Source organism: Maricaulis sp. ABE4_448 (assembly GCF_056160825.1).
The window spans coordinates 298,752-317,628 of the sequence record NZ_JBSWXX010000001.1 but is presented as its reverse complement, the minus strand read 5'-3'; the positions used below and the strand labels follow the sequence as shown (position 1 = coordinate 317,628).

Below are 18,877 nucleotides of genomic sequence, written 5' to 3'. Positions count from 1 at the left end.
GTTCTGGTGACACGCGGATGGCCCGGCGCCGAACGCACCGCTGCAGGTCTGCGGCGGATGGGCATCGACCCCATTGTGTCACCGGTGCTCGATATCAATTTCCGGGCGCGAATCGATGTCGATCTGACGGGAACTCAGGCGCTCGTTTTTACCAGCGCCAATGGCGTGCGGGCGTGGGGCCCGCGCCGGCCGGAGCGCGATCTGCCTGTTCTCGCAGTCGGTGACGCAACCGCGGACGTAGCCCGCGATATCGGTTTCAAGAAGGTCTTCACCGCCAAGGGCGATGTCGAGGCGCTTGCCCGGCTGATCCTGCGCAAGCTGAAACCGGCCGATGGCGACCTCCTGCATGTGCGCGGCATCCATGTCGCCGGTGATCTGGGCGGCGCACTGAAACCGCACGGGTTCAGGGTGCATGACGCGATCGGCTATGGCGCCGTCGCCGTGGATACGCTAGGCGAGGAGGCCATCGCGGCGATTGTCTCCGGCGCGCCGGTCTCGGTGCTGATCCATTCTGCCCGGAGCGCGAAAACCTTCCTCGACCTGCTGCGCAAATTCGGGCTGCACCACTGGCTGGGCTCGGTCACGGTCTACGGCATCTCCGCCAATGCGCTGACACCGCTGGAAGGCGCGGGTTTCGGTGCCCTCATCGCTGCGCCCCGGCCCAATGAGGACGCGCTCCTCGCCCTGCTGGACGAGACCTCGGAACTGGCGCGCGCCTCGAACGCGTCCTAAGCTGGTCGAAACACGCGAATCACGGGCCGACATGGCTGATCCCAACGACACTCTCGATCCCGAACCCGTCGATGCCGAGTTCGAGCCGGCGGACGATTCCCGCCCGGCCGGAAAGCCTGTGCGCAAAGGTCCGGGCTGGCCGTCGCTGTTCGCGGTCTTCCTGCTGGCGAGCGCAGCGGGCGGTGCCATCGGCTATGCCGGGCAGACCTATTTCGGCGTGCCGGCACCGTCTGACGATGGCGCGGCGGCAGAACGGGCCGCCCTGACGGATGCGATCACGGCACTGGAAGCCCGGCTGACCTCGATGGAGGCGCAGCTTCCCGAGGACGATCTGTCCGCCATCATGGAGGCCCTGGAAGCCGGCGGTCAGACCGATATTGCCCCACTGGAAGCGCGGCTGACCGCTCTGGAAAACGCGCCTGCAGCCACAACCGGCAGCGCTTTTGACCCGGCGCCGCTGGAACGCCGGCTCGACCAGCTGGAAGCCGCCATCGCCGATATCGACGCCCTCGCCAACCAGGCGCTGGACGGTGCCCAGGCCTCGACTGCCAACAGCATCGACCCGCAAGTCCTGCAGAACATCACCCAGCGCCTCGCTGCGCTCGAGCAGGCCGGCGATACAGGCAACGCCGCACCCGGCATCGGCTTCGAAGATCCGGCACCGCAGATCGAAGCGCTCAATGCCCGAATTGCCGGGCTGGAAAGCGATTTCTCCGCCCTCGACGGCCGGTTGGGAGAAACCCGCTCCCTGGCCGAAACAGCGCAGTCGGCGGCCGACACCGCAACGCGCACCGCACAGAGTACCGGCGGCGATGATGCGCGGGCGTCACGGACACTCGCGGCCCGCGCCTTGGCGCTTACAGCCCTGCGAGAAGTCGCAATGACGGGTGAGGGTTTCGAAGCCGAACGCGCCGCCCTCGCGCGTCTGTGGCGCGACAATGCCGACCTGGAGGCCCTGGCGCCTGTCGCCCGTGCCGGCGTGCCAACCCTCGACCAGTTGGCCGCCAACTATCCCGGCAGCGCCATTCGCGAAGCCGCCGGACCCGGCCGCATCTTTTTCGGGTTGATCGAGGTTCGCCAGGCCGAGGCCGGCGATGACGAGACCGGCGCGCTGGCGATCACCGCCCTGGCCGAAGACCGGCTGTCACAGGACGATCTGGAAGGCGCCATCGCCCTGACCGAACGTCTGGAGGGCGAGGCGCTCGAAGCCGCGCGCGACTGGCTGATCTCGGCGCGGGCCCGCCAGGATCTCGACCTTCGCCTGACCCGGCTGCGGCAGACGCTCGCCGACGATGCCACCGCGCTGGGAGCCGATCCGCTATGATCCGCCTGATCCTCGCCGTCGCCTTCGCCGTGCTCACCGCCGCACTCGGCGCCTTCCTGGCCCTCAATCCAGGCCGCGCGACCTTTGAATTCCTCGGCACGCGGATGGAGATGCCCTTCGTGGTCGCGGCCGGTGGCACGATCCTGTTCGCCTTCCTGCTTCTGGTCGTGTGGTGGGGCATCTACATGTTGTGGACCTCGCCGGACAAGGTGAAGGCCTTCCTATCCCGCCGCCGCCGGGAACAGGGTTATGACGCGCTGGAACGCGCCCTGATCGCTTCGGCTGCCGGCGATGGCGAAGCCGCCGTCCGCCAGGCTGCCCGCGCCGACGCCCTGCTGGACCGGCCCGCCCTGTCACGCCTGCTGGCGGCCCGCGCCGCTGAAGCTGCCGGCAATCTCGATGGCGCGCAGACCCAGTATGAAGCCCTGTTGGAAGACCAGCGCACGCGTGTGGTTGCCCGACGCGGCCTTACGCAGCTGGCCCATGAGCGCGGCGATCACAAGGCAACGGCCGAGCATGCCGCCGATGCCTTCAGCCAGGCCAAGGGCGCGCGCTGGGCCTTTGATGCCCTGTTCGATGCCCAGGTGGCCGAAGGACGCTGGGAAGACGCGTCTGCGACCCTGAGCGAAGGGGAAAAGCGCAAGCATGTCGCGCCGGACATCGCCAAGCGCCGCCGCGCCGTCCTGCTGACCGCCGCTGCGCTGTCCTGCGAGCAGGGCGATGCCGAGAAGGCGCGCGAGCTGGCGCTTTCGGCCCATCGCGCGGCCGCCGCTTTCGCCCCCGCTGCGGCCCTAGCCGCACGGCTCCTGGCCGAGGGCCGGCGCCACAAGAAGGCGTCTGAAGTGATCGAGTCCGCCTGGGCCGCAGAACCTCACCCGGCGCTGGCGCAGGCCTATCGCGAGCTACGCAAGTCCGACAGCAAGGCCAAACGGCTGGAACGCCTCAACGCGCTGGCAGCCCTCCACCCCGATCATCGTGAAAGCCGCCTGATCCGTATCCAGACGGCCCTGGAGGACGGGGATGCGCCGGCCGCCCGCGAACTGCTGGACCCGATCCTGGCGAAGACCGAGGCGCCGTCCTCGCGCCTGTGCGCCTTCGCGGCCCGCCTCGCGCGCCTGGAAGGCCGCGACGAGCAGGCCCGGCGCTGGATGACCCGCGCTTCCCACGCCACGGCCGAGGCTGACTGGACCGACATCGATCCGGACGGGCGGCTGTTCGCCTACACGCCGGATGACTGGAAACGCATGGTCTATGTCTATGGCGACGAGAATCGGCTGACCCATCCGCGCTATGAGCGCTTCGAGCGCATCGCCGAGACCGTGCCTGAGACCGCCTTGCTGGAAGCACCCCGGCCGAAACGGGCTGCTGCCTCGCGCAGCGCCCAGTTTGCCGACGCCCCGCCGCGCATGCCCGACGATCCCGGTGTCGAGGCGGACGAGGACGGCGACGGCCGCGGCGCATGACGGATCCCGTTTTCCTGCTCGGCATTGTCGGAGGTTCAGCCTCCGGCAAGTCGCGCCTCGCCGAGGCGCTGGCCCGTCATTTCGCGCCGCAGGGCACCTATGTCATCCCCGAGGACGATTATTATATCGACGCGACAGCGATCCCCGATTTCAATGCTGACACGTTCAATTTTGACGAGCCGGCAGCGAAGGACCACGATCTTCTGGCCGCGCATCTGGGCCAGCTGAAAGCGGGCGGAGCGGTGCATACACCGCTCTATGACTTCAGGACGCACCGCCGGAGTGCGGAGACCGCACAGCGCGAGCCGGCGCCAATTATTCTGGTGGAGGGGCTGCACCTGCTGGCCAGCCCGGATATTGCCCGCACGCTGGATCTGGCCGTTTTCGTCGATGCCTGCGAGCAGACACGCTTCGCGCGACGCATGGCCCGAGATGTCAGCGAACGCGCCCGCACACCGGAATCCGTGACGCTGCAGTTCAACACCATCGTTCAGCCGATGCATGAACGACACGTCGAACCCCAGCGCGCGCACGCCGATATCGTCGTTGAAAACATGGGCAAACCGGATTTCGACGCACTCGCGCGGCCGGTCATCGACACGGTCGAGGCGCAGCGCCGCAAATAAGTGGTTTTCCTGCTGCAGCGGGACTTGCCCGGGCCCGGTTTCGCGGTTAGTTTCCGCCGCCTCCAGCCAGACGGGCCGGAGCATATGCAATGGGCCGCTTTAGCTCAGCTGGTAGAGCAACGCATTCGTAATGCGTAGGTCGCGTGTTCGAGTCACGCAAGCGGCACCATTTTTTCCTTTGTTCCCGCTCCGCTCGACCCGAGCCTGTCACCGCAGTCGGTGTCGGGGTCGATGCTCACATGGAACGCGCTCAAGGCTGCGGGGTTCAAGCTTGGTCCGAAGACTGGCATCATCCTTCGCCCTGCGGGCGAAGCGGTGCCCTCCGAAGCCTTTGCGAAGGAGGGCGGCTGGCGTCAGACACCAACCGCTTCATTCCTCCGCTTGAAGAATCTTCTTTGCAGGCGCCCGCCGCGCCGCCGCCCTATTCGCCGGACTTCAACTGGGACTGCATGTAGCGCTCTTCGCCGATCTTCTCGATCAGGCCGAGCTGGGTCTCCAGATAGTCGATATGCTCTTCTTCGGAGGCGAGGATGTCGGTGAAGATCTTGCGGGAGACGAAGTCCTGGGCCTGTTCGCAATAGGCGATCGCCTCGACATAGAAGGGGTGGGCCCGCTTCTCGATCTTCAGGTCACACTCGATGCATTCCTTCAGGGTCTCGCCGATATAGATCTTGGACAGGTCCTGCACATTGGGCAGGCCTTCGAGGAAGAGGATGCGCTCGATCAGGAGATCGGCGTGCTTCATCTCGTCGATTGATTCCTCATACTCGACCTCGGCGATCTTGCCGAAGCCCCAGTCCTTGTACATCCGGGCATGCAGGAAATACTGGTTTACCGCCGCCAGCTCGAGCTTGAGCGCCTGGTTGAGATATTCGATGACCTTGGCATCGCCCTTCATGGCGCATCTCCCGTAGTGACTGGATGCGCCGTACTGTACGGAAATGCGGCCTGCGGCCAACCGCTATCTTTGCAAGTGAAAGTGGGAAGCGCTCGCGGCTATTCGGCTGCCGTGGCAAGCCCTTCCGGGCCAAGGCGGTGCATCGCGATCATGTCGGCCACATCCGGCAGGCAGCGCCCGCAGCGCGGCTTGGCTTCGCAGCGCTTGAACACGCAACCGACTTCCTTCACCGCCGGATCAGCAGCGGCAGCCTGGAGTTCCTTGTCGCGCAGGGCGTTGCAGATGCAGACATACATGGGCGGACTCGTTTCCCGGAGGTCGTAAAGAAACTTGTCCCGCGAATGCGAATGACTGTCAACTTCATAATCAATGCAGAGTCAGTCACGCCCTGTTTACAGGAGCGCCGCCGGTCCGCCCCTGTGGCAGGCCGGCAGGCGCTCCAGCCGCTAACTGCCGCGCATGATATCGCCGATCGGGCCGAGGACCGAGCCTTCGCCCTGACCGGAACCGGTGCGCGGCACATTCGCCAGGATACGACCCGCGAGGCGTGAGAACGGCATCGACTGGAGCCAGACCTTCCCCGGGCCGCGCAGACGCGCAAAGAACACGCCCTCACCGCCGAATATCATCGACTTGATATTGCCGGCCCGCTCGATCTCGAAATCGACGCCCGGCGTATAGGCGACCACGCAGCCGGTATCGACGTGCAGTTCCTCACCCGGCGCCAGTTCGCGCTCGATCAGCGTGCCGCCGGCGTGCACAAAGCACCAGCCCGTGCCCTGCAGACGCTGCATGATGAAGCCTTCACCGCCAAACAGGCCGGTCATGATGCGTTTTTGCAGTGCAATCCCGATGGACACGCCCTTGGCGGCGGCCAGGAAACTGTCTTTCTGGCAGATCAGCTCGCCGCCCATATCCGGCAGGTGAACCGGGATGATGGTGCCCGGAAACGGCGCGGCGAAGGCAACATGCGCCTTGCCCTGCCCCTGGTGCGTGAAGACCGTCATGAACAGGCTCTCGCCGGTCAGGAGCCGCTTGCCGGCGCCGGCCAGAGCACCCCAGACGCCTGACTGTTTCGACGAACCGTCGCCGAACACGGCGTCCATGCCGATACTGGGCGACTTGTACATCATCGCACCGGCTTCCGAGACGACGCTCTCGCCCGGATCCAGTTCAATCTCGACATACTGGATGTCGCCGCCGCCGATCTTGTAGTCGATCACGTCCGTCTGGCTCATGCACAATCCCCTTCGCATGCAATTTGAAGGGACAGCCTAGGGCGACGGACCGTCCGGGCAAGCGGTATTGTGCCGGGGCCCTTCCCGGGGCGCCGTCCTTCATGCCGGGTCGGAAAACGGATCAGATAGTCTGGATATCGGTCTGGCCGACCGCTTCGCGGATGCGATGGGCCAGATGCACCGGTACATCGCCGCAGCTCTTGCGGAAGCTCTCATTCTTGTCGAGGCGGGCGATATCGTCCGGCAAGCGCGCCGCGTCGACACTCATCGAGCCCGACAGGATCAGGATCGGCGTGTCGCCGGCATGGCTCTGCGTGGTTTCCAGAGTGTCGCCGGGGTGGATGGAATCCGGCAAACGCAGGTCGAGCAGGACAAGGTCGTACTCATTGCGATCGAGCAGGCGTTTGGCATCCCGAAGCGTGCGGGCTACCTCGAAAGCGATGTCCAGGTCGCCGGCTTCACAGACAGCATGCTGGACCAGCATCGCATCCGCAAAATCATCCTCGACGTGCAGCACTTTGAGTGCGCGGTTCGCCATCAATTCCTCCCTCGACCGCCAGACTAGCCCGGTTGCCTTACCGAACTGTTTATGACGCCCCTTTTGCCGTCAAAATCCGGCCGGCAACTTCACGCTGTGACGCAGCGCTGCTGCGATTACCGTGTTTCGCAGGAGCATGGCAATCGTCATAGGCCCGATACCGCCGGGAACCGGCGTAATCCAGCCCGCATGTTTCACGATCTCGCCGAAGGCCGCATCGCCGACCAGGCGGGTCTTGCCCTCGCCGCGTTCGGGCGCCGGGATACGGTTGATCCCGACATCCAGCACACAGGCGCCCGGCTTGATCCAGTCACCCTTGACCATTTCAGGACGGCCTACGGCCGGCACCACGATATCGGCGGTACGGACCAGAGCGGGCAAGTCCTTGGTGCGCGAATGCGCGATGGTGACGGTGGCATTCTTTTCCAGGAAGAGCAGGGCGGTCGGCTTGCCGACCAGGATCGAGCGACCGATCACCACCACCGACTTGCCCGACACATCGCCCATCGCGCGCTCGGCCAGCAACACACAGCCCGACGGCGTGCACGGGCGAAGGCCGGGCTTGCCCAAGACGAGACGTCCGGCCGACGCTTCGGTCAGTCCGTCGACATCCTTGTCCGGATGGATTGCCCCGATGACGCGGTTGGCGTCGATATGGTCGGGCAGCGGCATCTGCACGAGGATGCCGTCCACACCGTCATCGGCATTGAGGCCGGCCACGATCTCCAGCACTTCGGCCTCGGACGTCTCCGCCGGCTTGCGGATCTCGATCGAGCGCATGCCCGCCGCTTGCGTACGAAGTCCCTTGTTTCGGACATAGACTTCGCTGGCCGGGTCGTCGCCGATCAGCACCACGGCAAGACAGGGCACGCGTCCCAGGGATTTGGCCAGTCCGGCCGCAGCCTCGGCGGCCTTGGCGTCGATTTCAGCCGCAACGGCCTTGCCATCGATCAGTTCAGCGCTCATCGCTTGGGCCCTCCAGCAGGCTCCGGATACGCGCCAGCGCCGGGCCCTCGGCCTCGATGCGGACGGTCTTCAGTCGGGATGTGGCGCCGCGTATAACATCCAGATCGCGTTTGGGAAGACCCAGATGCTTCGCCAGAAGCGCAATCAGCGCGGTGTTGGCCTTGCCCTTCTCGGGCACGGCGCGCACGCGCACCGCCAGATGCCGGCTGCCATCGGCGCTGTCCTGCCAGCCTTCAACCGTGTCCGCCGAAGCATTGGGCGTCAGGCGGACATGCAGGACAAGCCCGCTTGCGTCGCTCTGCAGGCCGCTCATCTAGAAGATGCGCATCAGCTCTCCGAGCACATAGCCCTGCACGAAGCCGATCAGCAGAAGAAGGACGATGGGCGAGAAATCCATCCCGCCGAGTGGCGGCAGGACGCGCCGGATCGGCGACAGGAGCGGTTCGGTGATCGCCGAAGTCACGCGCCAGATCGTCGAGACAAACTGATTGTGCGCATTCACCACATTGAAGCTGATCAGCCAGCTGAGGATCACGCTGACAAGGACAACGATCCACAACAGGTTCAGCAACGGGTGGATGATGTAGACAATGAGGCCGTCAATCGGGGACATGGGCGGGTTTTCCTCGGCATTCGCTCGCTTTCCCTGCTTCTAGCCCGGCCAGGCAGGGAAGGTCCAGAAGCGTGTGCGCTCGCCGGCATACACCCCCGCGCTGGACGGGCAGGTCCGGCATGAAATGCCCTTCTGCGACAGACGCGTTGACGTGTCCGCAATCCGGTGACACATAAATTGCTCCCAAACCCGCTGCGCCTTGCGTTTGCGGGAAGGTGACGGGGCCGTAGCTCAGTTGGGAGAGCGCGTCGTTCGCAATGACGAGGTCAGGGGTTCGATTCCCCTCGGCTCCACCATCCTTCGCCCTGCGGGCTTCGGATGGCAAGCCATCCGGAGCGCGCACTCCGGGGCGAAGAGATGCCCTTCGAATCCGTGACGAAGGAGCGCGCGTTGGCCACACGCTCCCCCCCTTCAATGAAAATCCCGGCTCTTCGGGATCACGCGGACATTTCGGGGATGGCGGCCGCGCGGGTCGCGGCTGACGGGGCGGGCGACCTCGTCGGTCGGGGCCAGGGCCCGGTCCAGGGCGGCGCGCTGGGCATCCTCGGACAGGCGATAAAGATCGTCGGTGCAATCGACGAGCTCCTCGGCAACGAGGTGGGTGACATTGTCGGCGCTTTGCACCCGGCCTCGCACCGCCAGGATGCGCGCGCCCATCACGACGGGGCGGTAGATGTCGAAAACGCGCGGCCAGACGACGAGATTGGCAATGCCGCTCTCGTCTTCGAGGGTGATGAAGACCACCCCGCTGGCCGTGCCCGGACGCTGGCGCACCAGTACCACGCCGCCGGTCTTCACCCAGCTGCCACTGGGCCGGGCATTGGCCGACCGGGTCGGCACAAGCCCCATGCCCGCATAGCGCTCGCGCAGGAAGCGCATGGGGTGGGCTTTCAGGGAAAGGCCGGTGGTCTGATAGTCCTGCAACACATGTTCCGACAGCGGCATGGCGGGCAGGGCGACCCGGTCCTCATGGCCGAAACTGTCCGTATCCGCCCGGTCGAACAGGGGCAGGCCGGCATCCTTCGCCCCGCCGCGCACCGCCCACAGGGCCTGGCGGCGATCCAGGCCGGTCGAGCGGAAGGCATCGGCCGCGGCCAGGCGCTCCATGGCGCCCCGGTCCAGTCCCGCCCGCCGGCGCAAGGCCGCCGGATCGGCATAGCCCGCGCCCCGCACCTCCACCAGCCGCACCGCGTCGGCCTCGCGCATCCCGTCAATCATCCGCAGACCCAGGCGCAGCGCGAAATCACCGGTCTCGGACGGCTCCAGCGTGCAGTCCCAGCCGGAGTGATTGATGTCGGGAGCCCGCACCTCGACCCCGTGCTCGCGCGCATCGCGCACGATCTGGGCGGGGGCATAGAACCCCATCGGCTGGGAGTTCAACAACGCGGCAGCGAACACGTCGGGATGATGGCATTTCAGCCAGGAGGAGACATAGACCAGAAGCGCGAAACTGGCCGCATGGCTTTCCGGAAAACCATAATCGCCAAACCCTTTGACCTGGTCGAAACAACGCCGGGCGAAGTCCTCGGAATAGCCGCGCGCGGTCATCCCCTCGACCATCTTGGCCTCATAATTCGCGATGGTGCCCAGCTTGCGGAAGGTCGCCATCGCCCGGCGCAACCCGTTCGCCTCGTCGGGGGTGAATTTGGCGGCATCGATAGCGATCTGCATCGCCTGTTCCTGGAAGAGCGGGACGCCCAGCGTGCGACGGAGGATCTGCTCCAGCTCGTCCGGCGGTCCGTGCTCCGGGTCGGGACTGGGAAAGACGACTTTTTCCTCGCCCTTGCGGCGGCGCAGATAGGGGTGAACCATATCGCCCTGGATCGGGCCGGGCCGGACGATCGCCACCTCGATCACCAGATCGTAGAAATTGCGCGGCCGAAGGCGCGGCAGCATCGACATCTGCGCGCGGCTTTCCACCTGGAAAACGCCCAGGCTGTCAGCACGGCACAACATGTCATAGACGGCTTCGTCGCCCGGCGGCAGGGCGGCCATGGTCCAGTCCTCGCCCTTGTAGAGCGACAGCATGTCAAAGGCACGCCGAATGCAGGACAGCATGCCCAGAGCCAGCACATCCACCTTCATGATGCCCAGCGCGTCGATATCGTCCTTGTCCCATTCGATGAAGGTGCGCTCGTCCATGGCGGCATTGCCGATCGGCACGGTCTCCACCAGCGGGCCCTGGGTGAGCACGAAACCGCCGACATGCTGGGAGAGGTGGCGCGGAAAGCCGATCAGCTCGCCAGCCAGGCGCAGGGCGAGACGCACCGCCGGATTATCCGGATCCAGCCCGGCCTTGCGGATATGCTCGCCATCCACCTTGCGGCCCCAGCTACCCCAGACCGTGCTGGCCATGGCCGTGGCGACATCCTCGGACAGGCCCATCGCCTTGCACACTTCGCGCAGGGCCGAGCGGGGGCGGTAGCAGATCACCGTCGCCGTCAGCGCTGCCCGCTCGCGGCCATAGCGGCGATAGACATACTGGATCACCTCCTCGCGCCGCTCATGCTCGAAATCGACGTCGATATCCGGCGGCTCCTTGCGCTCTTTCGACAGGAAGCGGGCAAAGAGGAGGCTGGACCGGGCCGGATCGACCTCGGTTATGCCCAAGCAGTAACACACGGCCGAATTCGCGGCCGATCCGCGTCCCTGGCACAGAATGCCCTGGGCGCGGGCCCAGGCGACGATGTCGTGCACGGTGAGGAAATAGGCCGGATAGTCGAGTTCCTCGATCAGGGCGAGCTCCCGGGAGATCAGCCGTGAGACCTTGTCGGGAATACCGTCGGGATAGCGGGTGTGGGCACCGGCCCAGGTCAGGGCAATCAGATGCTCCTGGGGCGTACGGCCAGGGGGGACGGGCTCGTCGGGATAGACATAGGACAACTCGTCCAGCGAGAAGCGGCAACGCGCGGCGATCTCGCGGGTGCGCGCCAGGGCCGGGGCGAACCCGGTGAACAGGCGCGCCATTTCCTCCGGCGGCTTGAGATGGCGTTCGGCATTGGCGGCAAGCCGGAAGCCGGCTGCCTCCATCGAACAGCCCTCGCGGATACAGGTCAGCACATCCTGCAGCGGCCGCCGCGCCGGCGTGTGGTAGAGCACATCCTGGCTGGCGACGAGCGGTACACCGGTGCGGCCGGACAGGGCCTCCAGCGCCCCCAGACGGGCCCGGTCGCCACCGGTCATGCGATGTACGGCCGCCAGATAGAGCCGGTCGCCCCACAGACCGGCCAGCCGGACCAGAAGCGGTTCGAAATCCGGCCCCGGCACATCCGGCGGCACGGCGATGAAGATCTGCCCTTCGGCGTGCTCGATAATGTCCGCGACGGTGATATGGCACTCGCCCTTGGGCACCTCGCCCTCCACGTCTCCCGTCTTGCCCTGCGACAGCAGACGCGAGAGGCGGCCATAGGCAGCCCGGTCGGTGGGATAGCAGACCAGGTCCGGCCCGTCGGACGGACGCAGCCGGGCGCCGACCAGCAGGCGCAGCCCCTGTTCCTTGGCAGCCAGATGCGCCCGCACCACGCCGGCCAGCGTGTTGATGTCGCAAACGCCCAGCGCGTCCAGCCCCAGCGCCTTGGCCGCGGCTACCAGTTCTTCGGCATGGGAGGCCCCGCGCAGAAAGGAGAAATTCGTCAGGCAGAGCAGTTCGGCATAACCGGTCATTGCTGCCGCCTCACGCAAACAGGCCGTGGATGAACCAGGCCGGCGGCCCGCCACGGCCATCGCCATAGAGACCTTCACGGAAGATCCAGTAGCGCCGGCCTTCCTCGTCCTCGATCCGGTAATAGTCGCGCGCCCGGCGCCCGCCCGGACCGGACGCGCCGGCGCGCCACCATTCCGGTGCGATCCGCTCCGGTCCGTCGGCACGGCGCACCCGGTGCACGATGCGGCGCCAGACGAAACGCATGGGCGGGCCGTCAGGAACTTCGGCGATCACCTCCAGGCTTTCCGGCCGTTCGAACAGGCGCAGCGGGCGCGGGGCCGGTCCCGGCGGTGTGGCGGACTGCCAGTCGGGCAATTCACCGTCATAGATGGCCAGCGCCTCACCGCGCTCGGGCAGATGGCTTTCCACCGGCTGCAGGATTTTCACCACGCGATCACCCAGCCGGACCGTGATCCGGTCGGCCAGCACAGCCAGAGCGGCCGAGTCCGGACCATCACCGGCCAGAACCGCATCCAGCGGCCGGGCCCGGGGCGTGACCGGGCCCGTGCGGGCAGCCTCCAGCTCCATCAACTCCACACCGAAGCCGGGATCGAGCCCGTCCAGCCGGTCGCGGAACAGGGTGAGCAGGTGAGCCGGATCGTGTACCGGGCGCGCGGCACCGGCGGTCACGGCGGCGACGCTCTGATCGCTGCGAAAAATCGCCAGCCGGAAACGCCGGGCGCCTTCACCATGCGCCTCGAGCCGTTCGCACAGGGCCGGGGCCAGGTGCTCCAGCCCCGTCCGTATCCCGTCTGGATGCAGCAGCGGTTCCGGACAGGGCAGGCGCACGGAATGATCCGGCGGCGCACGTAGCGGATCCAGCGGTTCCGGCCGTAGCCCCAGCGCCTGGTCCAGCCGTGTCAGCACGGCATCGGCCGCACTGACAGAATGGAAGCGCCGCGCCAGCGCCTTGCGGTCGATGCCGTAGAGCTGGCCGATGCGCGTCAAGCCGAAACGGCGCAGGAGGGTAAGGCTGGCATCGGACAGGCGCAGCCCCGCCATGGGCAGACCGGCCAGCCCCGGCTTCAGACCGGCCTCGTCCACACGCCGCCCAGCCCGGCCGCCAAACGCTTCATGCGCCAGCGCCCAGGCCGCGCCCGGGGTCGGTGCCAGACCCAGCCGGACCGGCAGGCCCGCCCGCTTCAGCCGCATCTCCATATGGTCCAGCATGGCGTCTTCCCCGCCAAACAGGTGCGCCCCGCCGGTCATGTCGATCAGGATGCTGTCGGCCCCGGCCACGGCGATCGCAGGCGACCAGCACTCCATCCACAGGGCCAGTTTTTCCAGTGCCTGCGCGTCGGCAGTCCGGTCGACCGGTTCGGCCGCCAGCTCGGGCACCCGGGTACGGGCATCGGCAAAACGCAGGCCCGGCTCCACACCCGCGCTGCGCGCCGCATCAGTGGCGGCGACCACACGCAGGCCGTTCCGTCCGGCCTCGGTCAGGACGAAGGGGATGTCCCCGGCCGCGTCATCCGGCGTCACGCCAGACGCCGGCAAAGCCGGCACCGATCCGGCGCGGCTGCGGTGCAGCCGGTCGAGCGGCCAGTCGGGAAACCAGACGCAGACATGGCGTCGCATCATCATACTCCAGGTCAAAGACCCGTCCCGCCTTGCCCGGCTGCAGGCGGGACTTTTCCAGGATGGCGCGCCAGGCCGGCCGCCCCGGGGCGCGCGCATCGTGTTCGTGCGGAGCGGATGGCCGGGCCGAGACCCGCCAGCGCCCCTGCGCGGCCGTTGCCCCCGACCGCGTATGGGGGAAGATCAGGAGCAGCGGCGTCCGGCTGGTTTCGCAGGCCAGACCCAGCCGCCGCGAGGCCGTGAAATCCATATCGTCCAGTTCGGCGATCACGGCCGCGAGACCGGACGCCCGGCAGGCCTCCTCGGCAGCCTGCAGGGCCTCCATTCGGCCCTTCGCCTCGACCAGGAGTATACGCCCCGGATCGATCCCGAACCCGGCCAGGCCTCGCCCGCTGAGCCGCCCGTGCTCGCGCGCCAGCGCCGCCTGGCGGATCCAGACAAGCCCGCCGGTACGGCCCGTATCGCGGACCGCCGCCAGGGCCAGCCCGGTCAGCGCCGGAAAGTCCCCGAACCCGGCCTCGGCCAGCTCGTGCACACCCGCCTCGCCCAGCCCGTAGGGAAAGGGCAGCTCATGCCCCGCTTCGGGGGCCAGGATATCCGGCTTCGATCTCATTGTTCTGTTTTTGTTCCAATGCCGGAAAGAGTCAAGGTCCCGGCAGTTGCTACAGGAACGCTTCCTTTACCGCCGCCTGCTAGGACAGGGGCATGACACGCTCGCGCTCACTTCTGACCTGCGGCCTTGCGGCCGTCCTGCTGGCCTCGGCAACCGGTCCGGCCATTGCCGCCGGTGGCGGGGGTGGCGGCGGTGGCAGCCATGCACCGGCCCAGGGCGAGGAAACGCGCCGGCGGATGATCACCCCGTCACAGACCTATATGCCCCTGCCGCCGCTGACAGCGACCGTGCAGGCCAATCACCGCGCCCGCGGCCTGCTGCAGATCGAGGCCGGGCTGGAGATCGAGGATCCACAACTGCGCCGCCGCGCCGAACGCTACCTGCCGCGCCTGCGCAATGCCTGGGTTTCGGGTCTGAGCGCCTATACCGGCATGAGCTATCGTTTCGGCGACGTGCCGGATGCCGACCGCATCGCGCAGATCCTGCAGGAAGCAACCGATATCACTCTTGGCCAGGAAGGCGCCGAAGTGCTGATCGGCATGGTGATCATCCACGCCGATTGACGGCAGCAGCTCAGACGATGGCGTCCATGAAGGATGCCAGATCGATATCCTTTTCGGTCACGCCATCGGCGTCATGCGTCGCCAAGGTCACGTCCACCTTGTTGTAGACATTGAACCATTCGGGGTGATGGTCGACCTTGTCGGCCTTCACCGCGACCCGGCTCATGAAGCCCCAGGCGGCGTTGAAATCCTCGAATTCGAACACTTTGCGGATGGCATCGCGCCCTTCGACCGCAGACCAGCCGGTCAGCGCCTTGAGGGCGGCTTCTGCTCCGATACGCTCCATCTTCGACCTCCCGTTCTGCGCACTGATCTATTCCGCGGCCGGCAGAGCCATCGGCTCGATGCCCAAGGCCCGGAACAGATCGAAATCCTCACTCTCGCCCGGATTGGGCGTGGTCAGCAATTCCTCGCCGACGAAGATCGAGTTGGCGCCGGCGAGGAAGCACAGCGCCTGCAATTCCTGGCTCATGCCTTCACGGCCGGCCGACAGACGGACCATGGATTCCGGCATCAGGATGCGCGCCGTGGCGATGGTGCGCACAAACTCGATCCCGTCCAGCGGCTTTGAATCCCCCAGCGGCGTATTGGCCACGCCGACCAGATGGTTGATCGGCACGCTTTCCGGATGGGGGTCCATCGAGGCGAGCTCGGTCAACAGCCCGATCCGGGCGCTCTCGTCCTCGCCCATGCCGACAATCCCGCCGGTGCACACATGGATACCCGCACCGCGCACGCGCGACAGCGTGTCGAGACGGTCCTGATAGGTGCGCGTCGAGATCACCCGGCCATAATCTTCCGGCGCGGTGTCGAGATTGTGATTGTAATAGTCCAGCCCCGCATCGCGCAGACGTTCGGCCTGGCCGTCGGCGAGCATGCCCAGCGTCACACAGGTCTCCATGCCCAGCGCCTTCACGCCGGTAATCATGTCGCAGACCTTGTCCTCGTCGCGCGGTTTCAGCTCGCGCCAGGCGGCGCCCATGCAGAAGCGCGTCGCGCCGCCATCCTTGGCCTTTTTCGCCGCGTCGAGCACTTCATCCAGCGGCATCAGCTTGGACGCTTTAAGCCCGGTATCGAAATGGGCGGACTGATTGCAATAGCCGCAATCCTCGGCACAACCGCCGGTCTTGATGGAAAGCAGCTGGCTGGTCTGGACCTGGTTGGCCGGATGGCACTTTCTGTGCACAGACTGGGCGGCGAAGATGAGATCGCCGAACGGTGCGCGATAGATCCGGGCCGCGTCTTCACGCGTCCAGTCCATGCGGGGCTGTGCCAGAAGGTCGATATCGCTGAGCAGTGTGGTCATGAAAGGTCAGTCCCGGAAAATGACAAGGGAACCTAGAAACAGTGGCGCGCCGCGTCCAGACATGACACTGCGCTGGGCAGCACGGATCGTACTGGCCGTGGCAGTGGTGGTCATCACCGACCTCGCCCTGCAACCGGCCCCAGACCTGCCAGGCAGCCTGCTCGGTTCCGACAAGATCGAACACGCGGCCGCCTTTCTGGTGCTGACAATTGTGTCCCGCCTGGCCTGGCCGAGGCTGCCAGGCTGGCTGATCGCGCTGCTCCTGCTGGCCTATGGCTTCGGCATCGAAGCCGCGCAGGAGGCTCTGAACGCGGGCCGCGTTGCCTCTCTGGCCGATCTGGTCGCCGATGCGGTCGGCATTCTGGTGGGATTTGCCCTGATCCGCCTGTTCAACGGTCTTCGCCGCTGGGACCACACAGCATCCTGACCGGCAAAAAGAAAAGGCCCCGCCGGAGCGGGGCCTGATCCTGTTCACCAAAGACCTGAAAATCAGGCGTTCGGCTTGCTGTCTTCGCCGCTGCCATCAGGCGATACAGCGGTGATGGTGTCTTCCGGAGTCTCGGTCGTACCCCAGTCATCGCCGGCCCAGTTCGGCGGCAGCTCGCCGGTTTTGTCGAAGCGCTTGGTCATGGAGACCACCACGCCCGACAGCATCAGCAGCGCCACCACATTCGGCAACAGCATCCAGGAATTCGCCACATCGCCGAAGCGCCACAGCCCGTCGACATTGACGATCAGCGTGCCGACAAAGGCGATCACGACCCAGAGGTAGCGGAACGGCTTGGCCGCCCAGTCGCCGAACACATAGGTCAGCGACGTCTCGGCATAGTAGGACCAGCCGATAATGGTGGTGAAGGCGAACAAGGCCTGCGCTGCGAGGATCACCCAGGCGCCGCCGAACATACCGGTGGAGAACGCCGCCGTGGTGATGGCCGAGGCTTCCAGCGAGGTCGCCTGCCAGGCATAGGACGCCGTCGTACCGTCATCATTGGGATAGGCGCCCTCGACGACCAGAATGACCAGCGCCGTCAGGGTGCAGATCACCAGCGTATCGATGAACACACCCAGCATGGCGATTTCGCCCTGCTTGACCGGGTTCTTGGTCTGCGCCGCCGCGTGGGCGATCGGGGCGGAACCCTGACCGGCCTCGTTGGAGAACAGGCCGCGGGCCACACCGGCCCGCACAGCTGCGAGCACACCATAGCCGGCAAGACCACCGGCGGCCTGACCGAAGCCGAAGGCCTGGCCGAAGATCTGGCCGAAAGCGCCCGGGATATGGTCGATATGGGTGATCAGCACGAACAGGGCACACAGCACATAGGCCACCGCCATCACCGGCACGACCTTGCCGGCCAGGCTACCGATCGACTTGATGCCGCCGATGATAACCAGGAAAACCAGCGCGGCCAGCACGATGCCAACCATCCAGTTCTGCAGCTCGAAGCCCAGCGACGTGCCCGCTTCGAGCGCCGACTGGGTGACCGAGTTTGCCTGGATCATGCCGCCGGTGGCAAAGGCCGACAGAACGGTACCAATGCAGAACAGGACGGCGAGCCAGCCCCAGTTCTTTCCGAGACCGTTCTTGATGTAATACATCGGCCCGCCGTGAAATTGGCCGTCCGGGTGACGCTCGCGGAAACGCACGGCAAGGCTGGATTCGGCGTAGGCCGCAGCCATGCCGAACAGGGCCGTCACCCACATCCAGAAAATGGCGCCGGGACCGCCCAGCGTGATGGCGGTCGCGACACCGGCAAGATTGCCGGTACCAACCTGGCCGGACAGCGCCGTCGACAGCGCGTTCCAGGGCGTGATCTCGCCTTCACCCGTCGATTTGCGGCCGCTCCACAGCTCGCCGAAAGCCGGAAAAACCCGCAGCAGCGGGCGGAAGCCCAGCCGCAGCATGAAGAAAAGGCCCGTGCCCAGAAGGGCGATGGTGATAATGCCGACAGGCAGGATGCGCGTATCGCCCCAGGTCCCGCCCCACAGGAAATCACTGAAAGTGGTGACCCCGTCGAAAAATGCGTCCATGTCTCTCCCCCGAAACCGGTTTGCGCCACCTTAGGGACTGCGGCCGGTTTTGGGGAGGTGCTTTATGCAAAAGGTCCGCGGTACCCGGACGATCAGGGGCCGAGCGACGCGTTTTCAGCACGCACTTCGATCGCAAACACACCCCACACCCAGTCATCGTCGGGCATGCCGTTGAGCGCCTGATCCTGCGCGCGTGGCCAGACGATCATGGCAGGGCCAAGACCGCCCAGCGGGATCGGGTCGCCGTCGAGACGGATCGCCAGGATCACATCGTGCACATCAAGCGTCATGCGCGCCATGGAGCGCTGATATCCGTCCAGGGCCGTGACGACGATCTGCTCGTCGCGCGGCTGGACCAGGTCGAGTACGTCCCGAAGCAAGGGACCGGAAAAACTGCGCACCGGGCCGCCCGCCGGGAAATCGGTATCGATCCGGTACTGTTCAAGCGCGGCCAACTGGGACCAGCTCAGCTCGGCAGCCGCTTCGAACGCAAGGCCGTACCGGGCAAAAAGCGGTTCGATGTCCGGATCCGTCGCGGCGCGGGTCGGCTCGGCTTCGATCACACCGAAAACCGTGATGACTGGCATGTCGGCGGCAGTTTGTGATTCGGGGCCGCAAGCGGCCAGCAACAGAAAGGCCGCAAGACCGGCGATCGTCTTTTTCATAGTGTGTCCCCAGAGCCTTGGAG

At 66.1% G+C, this 18,877-nt stretch carries 20 protein-coding genes and 2 tRNA genes; 8 read left to right on the top strand and 14 right to left on the bottom strand.

The window, feature by feature from the left end; all coding sequences use genetic code 11:
• Nucleotides 1-6: 6 nt before the first annotated feature.
• The 5 genes from ACXAJV_RS01610 to ACXAJV_RS01590 all read left to right on the top strand — a co-directional run bounded on the left by ACXAJV_RS01610 (nt 7) and on the right by ACXAJV_RS01590 (nt 4,314).
• The gene (locus ACXAJV_RS01610) at nt 7-732 is read left to right on the top strand and encodes a uroporphyrinogen-III synthase (protein WP_475081162.1); all 726 of its coding nucleotides are present in this window, start codon (nt 7-9) and stop codon (nt 730-732) included.
• Between the two features lie 31 nt (nt 733-763).
• Nucleotides 764-2,056, top strand: coding sequence for a hypothetical protein (locus ACXAJV_RS01605; protein ID WP_475081160.1), 1,293 nt, complete (start codon nt 764-766; stop codon nt 2,054-2,056).
• Nucleotides 2,053-3,519, top strand: a complete 1,467-nt coding sequence (locus ACXAJV_RS01600; RefSeq protein WP_475081157.1) for a heme biosynthesis HemY N-terminal domain-containing protein — start codon at nt 2,053-2,055, stop codon at nt 3,517-3,519. Before ACXAJV_RS01605 ends, ACXAJV_RS01600 begins: the two co-directional genes overlap by 4 nt.
• A complete protein-coding gene (gene udk / locus ACXAJV_RS01595; protein ID WP_475081155.1) occupies nt 3,516-4,145 on the top strand; it encodes a uridine kinase in 630 nt (209 codons plus the stop codon). Before ACXAJV_RS01600 ends, udk begins: the two co-directional genes overlap by 4 nt.
• Nucleotides 4,146-4,238: 93 nt before the next feature.
• Nucleotides 4,239-4,314, top strand: a tRNA-Thr gene (locus tag ACXAJV_RS01590).
• Nucleotides 4,315-4,566: 252 nt separating this feature from the next.
• On the opposite strand, the gene bfr is transcribed toward ACXAJV_RS01590, so the two are convergent.
• From bfr to ACXAJV_RS01555, 7 genes are all read right to left on the bottom strand, one after another.
• Nucleotides 4,567-5,043: a bacterioferritin gene (bfr, locus tag ACXAJV_RS01585; protein ID WP_475081152.1), complete on the bottom strand. Its 477-nt coding sequence runs from the start codon at nt 5,041-5,043 to the stop codon at nt 4,567-4,569.
• Between the two features lie 98 nt (nt 5,044-5,141).
• Nucleotides 5,142-5,339, bottom strand: coding sequence for a (2Fe-2S)-binding protein (locus ACXAJV_RS01580; protein WP_271187443.1), 198 nt, complete (start codon nt 5,337-5,339; stop codon nt 5,142-5,144).
• A gap of 150 nt (nt 5,340-5,489) precedes the next feature.
• A complete protein-coding gene (locus ACXAJV_RS01575) occupies nt 5,490-6,281 on the bottom strand; it encodes a TIGR00266 family protein (protein ID WP_271187444.1) in 792 nt (263 codons plus the stop codon).
• A 121-nt stretch (nt 6,282-6,402) separates the two neighbouring features.
• A complete protein-coding gene (locus ACXAJV_RS01570) occupies nt 6,403-6,819 on the bottom strand; it encodes a response regulator (protein ID WP_475081150.1) in 417 nt (138 codons plus the stop codon).
• A gap of 69 nt (nt 6,820-6,888) precedes the next feature.
• Nucleotides 6,889-7,785 (bottom strand): bifunctional methylenetetrahydrofolate dehydrogenase/methenyltetrahydrofolate cyclohydrolase FolD, encoded by an 897-nt coding sequence (gene folD, locus ACXAJV_RS01565; protein ID WP_475081147.1) that lies wholly within the window; start codon nt 7,783-7,785, stop codon nt 6,889-6,891.
• Nucleotides 7,775-8,098, bottom strand: a complete 324-nt coding sequence (locus ACXAJV_RS01560) for a DUF167 domain-containing protein (protein ID WP_475081145.1) — start codon at nt 8,096-8,098, stop codon at nt 7,775-7,777. Before ACXAJV_RS01560 ends, folD begins: the two co-directional genes overlap by 11 nt.
• Nucleotides 8,099-8,398 carry a YggT family protein gene (locus ACXAJV_RS01555; RefSeq protein ID WP_475081142.1) on the bottom strand — a complete coding sequence of 100 codons (300 nt, stop codon included), beginning with the start codon at nt 8,396-8,398 and terminating at the stop codon, nt 8,099-8,101.
• 220 nt (nt 8,399-8,618) lie between these two features.
• Here ACXAJV_RS01555 and ACXAJV_RS01550 point away from each other — a divergent pair.
• Nucleotides 8,619-8,694, top strand: a tRNA-Ala gene (locus ACXAJV_RS01550).
• A gap of 115 nt (nt 8,695-8,809) precedes the next feature.
• On the opposite strand, the gene ACXAJV_RS01545 is transcribed toward ACXAJV_RS01550, so the two are convergent.
• From ACXAJV_RS01545 to ACXAJV_RS01535, 3 genes are read right to left on the bottom strand one after another with little or no spacing between them, the layout of a single operon-like run.
• Nucleotides 8,810-12,061, bottom strand: a complete 3,252-nt coding sequence (locus tag ACXAJV_RS01545) for an error-prone DNA polymerase (protein ID WP_475081139.1) — start codon at nt 12,059-12,061, stop codon at nt 8,810-8,812.
• Between the two features lie 10 nt (nt 12,062-12,071).
• On the bottom strand, nt 12,072-13,679 hold the full coding sequence (locus ACXAJV_RS01540) for a Y-family DNA polymerase (protein ID WP_475081138.1): 1,608 nt from the start codon (nt 13,677-13,679) through the stop codon (nt 12,072-12,074).
• Nucleotides 13,570-14,292 (bottom strand): ImuA family protein, encoded by a 723-nt coding sequence (locus tag ACXAJV_RS01535; RefSeq protein ID WP_475081136.1) that lies wholly within the window; start codon nt 14,290-14,292, stop codon nt 13,570-13,572. The genes ACXAJV_RS01540 and ACXAJV_RS01535 overlap by 110 nt, the downstream gene beginning before the upstream one ends.
• A gap of 92 nt (nt 14,293-14,384) precedes the next feature.
• Here ACXAJV_RS01535 and ACXAJV_RS01530 point away from each other — a divergent pair, with 92 nt between their 5' ends.
• Nucleotides 14,385-14,855: a hypothetical protein gene (locus ACXAJV_RS01530; RefSeq protein WP_475081134.1), complete on the top strand. Its 471-nt coding sequence runs from the start codon at nt 14,385-14,387 to the stop codon at nt 14,853-14,855.
• A gap of 10 nt (nt 14,856-14,865) precedes the next feature.
• On the opposite strand, the gene ACXAJV_RS01525 is transcribed toward ACXAJV_RS01530, so the two are convergent.
• Nucleotides 14,866-15,141, bottom strand: coding sequence for a 4a-hydroxytetrahydrobiopterin dehydratase (locus ACXAJV_RS01525; RefSeq protein ID WP_475081132.1), 276 nt, complete (start codon nt 15,139-15,141; stop codon nt 14,866-14,868).
• Between the two features lie 27 nt (nt 15,142-15,168).
• Complete coding sequence (gene bioB, locus ACXAJV_RS01520; RefSeq protein WP_475081130.1) at nt 15,169-16,161, bottom strand: biotin synthase BioB; 993 nt, start codon at nt 16,159-16,161, stop codon at nt 15,169-15,171.
• A gap of 61 nt (nt 16,162-16,222) precedes the next feature.
• Here bioB and ACXAJV_RS01515 point away from each other — a divergent pair, with 61 nt between their 5' ends.
• Nucleotides 16,223-16,588, top strand: a complete 366-nt coding sequence (locus ACXAJV_RS01515; protein ID WP_475081128.1) for a VanZ family protein — start codon at nt 16,223-16,225, stop codon at nt 16,586-16,588.
• A gap of 62 nt (nt 16,589-16,650) precedes the next feature.
• On the opposite strand, the gene ACXAJV_RS01510 is transcribed toward ACXAJV_RS01515, so the two are convergent.
• Both ACXAJV_RS01510 and ACXAJV_RS01505 read right to left on the bottom strand, forming a co-directional pair.
• Nucleotides 16,651-18,189 carry an alanine/glycine:cation symporter family protein gene (locus ACXAJV_RS01510; RefSeq protein ID WP_475081127.1) on the bottom strand — a complete coding sequence of 513 codons (1,539 nt, stop codon included), beginning with the start codon at nt 18,187-18,189 and terminating at the stop codon, nt 16,651-16,653.
• Nucleotides 18,190-18,281: 92 nt separating this feature from the next.
• Nucleotides 18,282-18,854: a hypothetical protein gene (locus ACXAJV_RS01505; protein WP_475081125.1), complete on the bottom strand. Its 573-nt coding sequence runs from the start codon at nt 18,852-18,854 to the stop codon at nt 18,282-18,284.
• Nucleotides 18,855-18,877 lie beyond the last annotated feature (23 nt).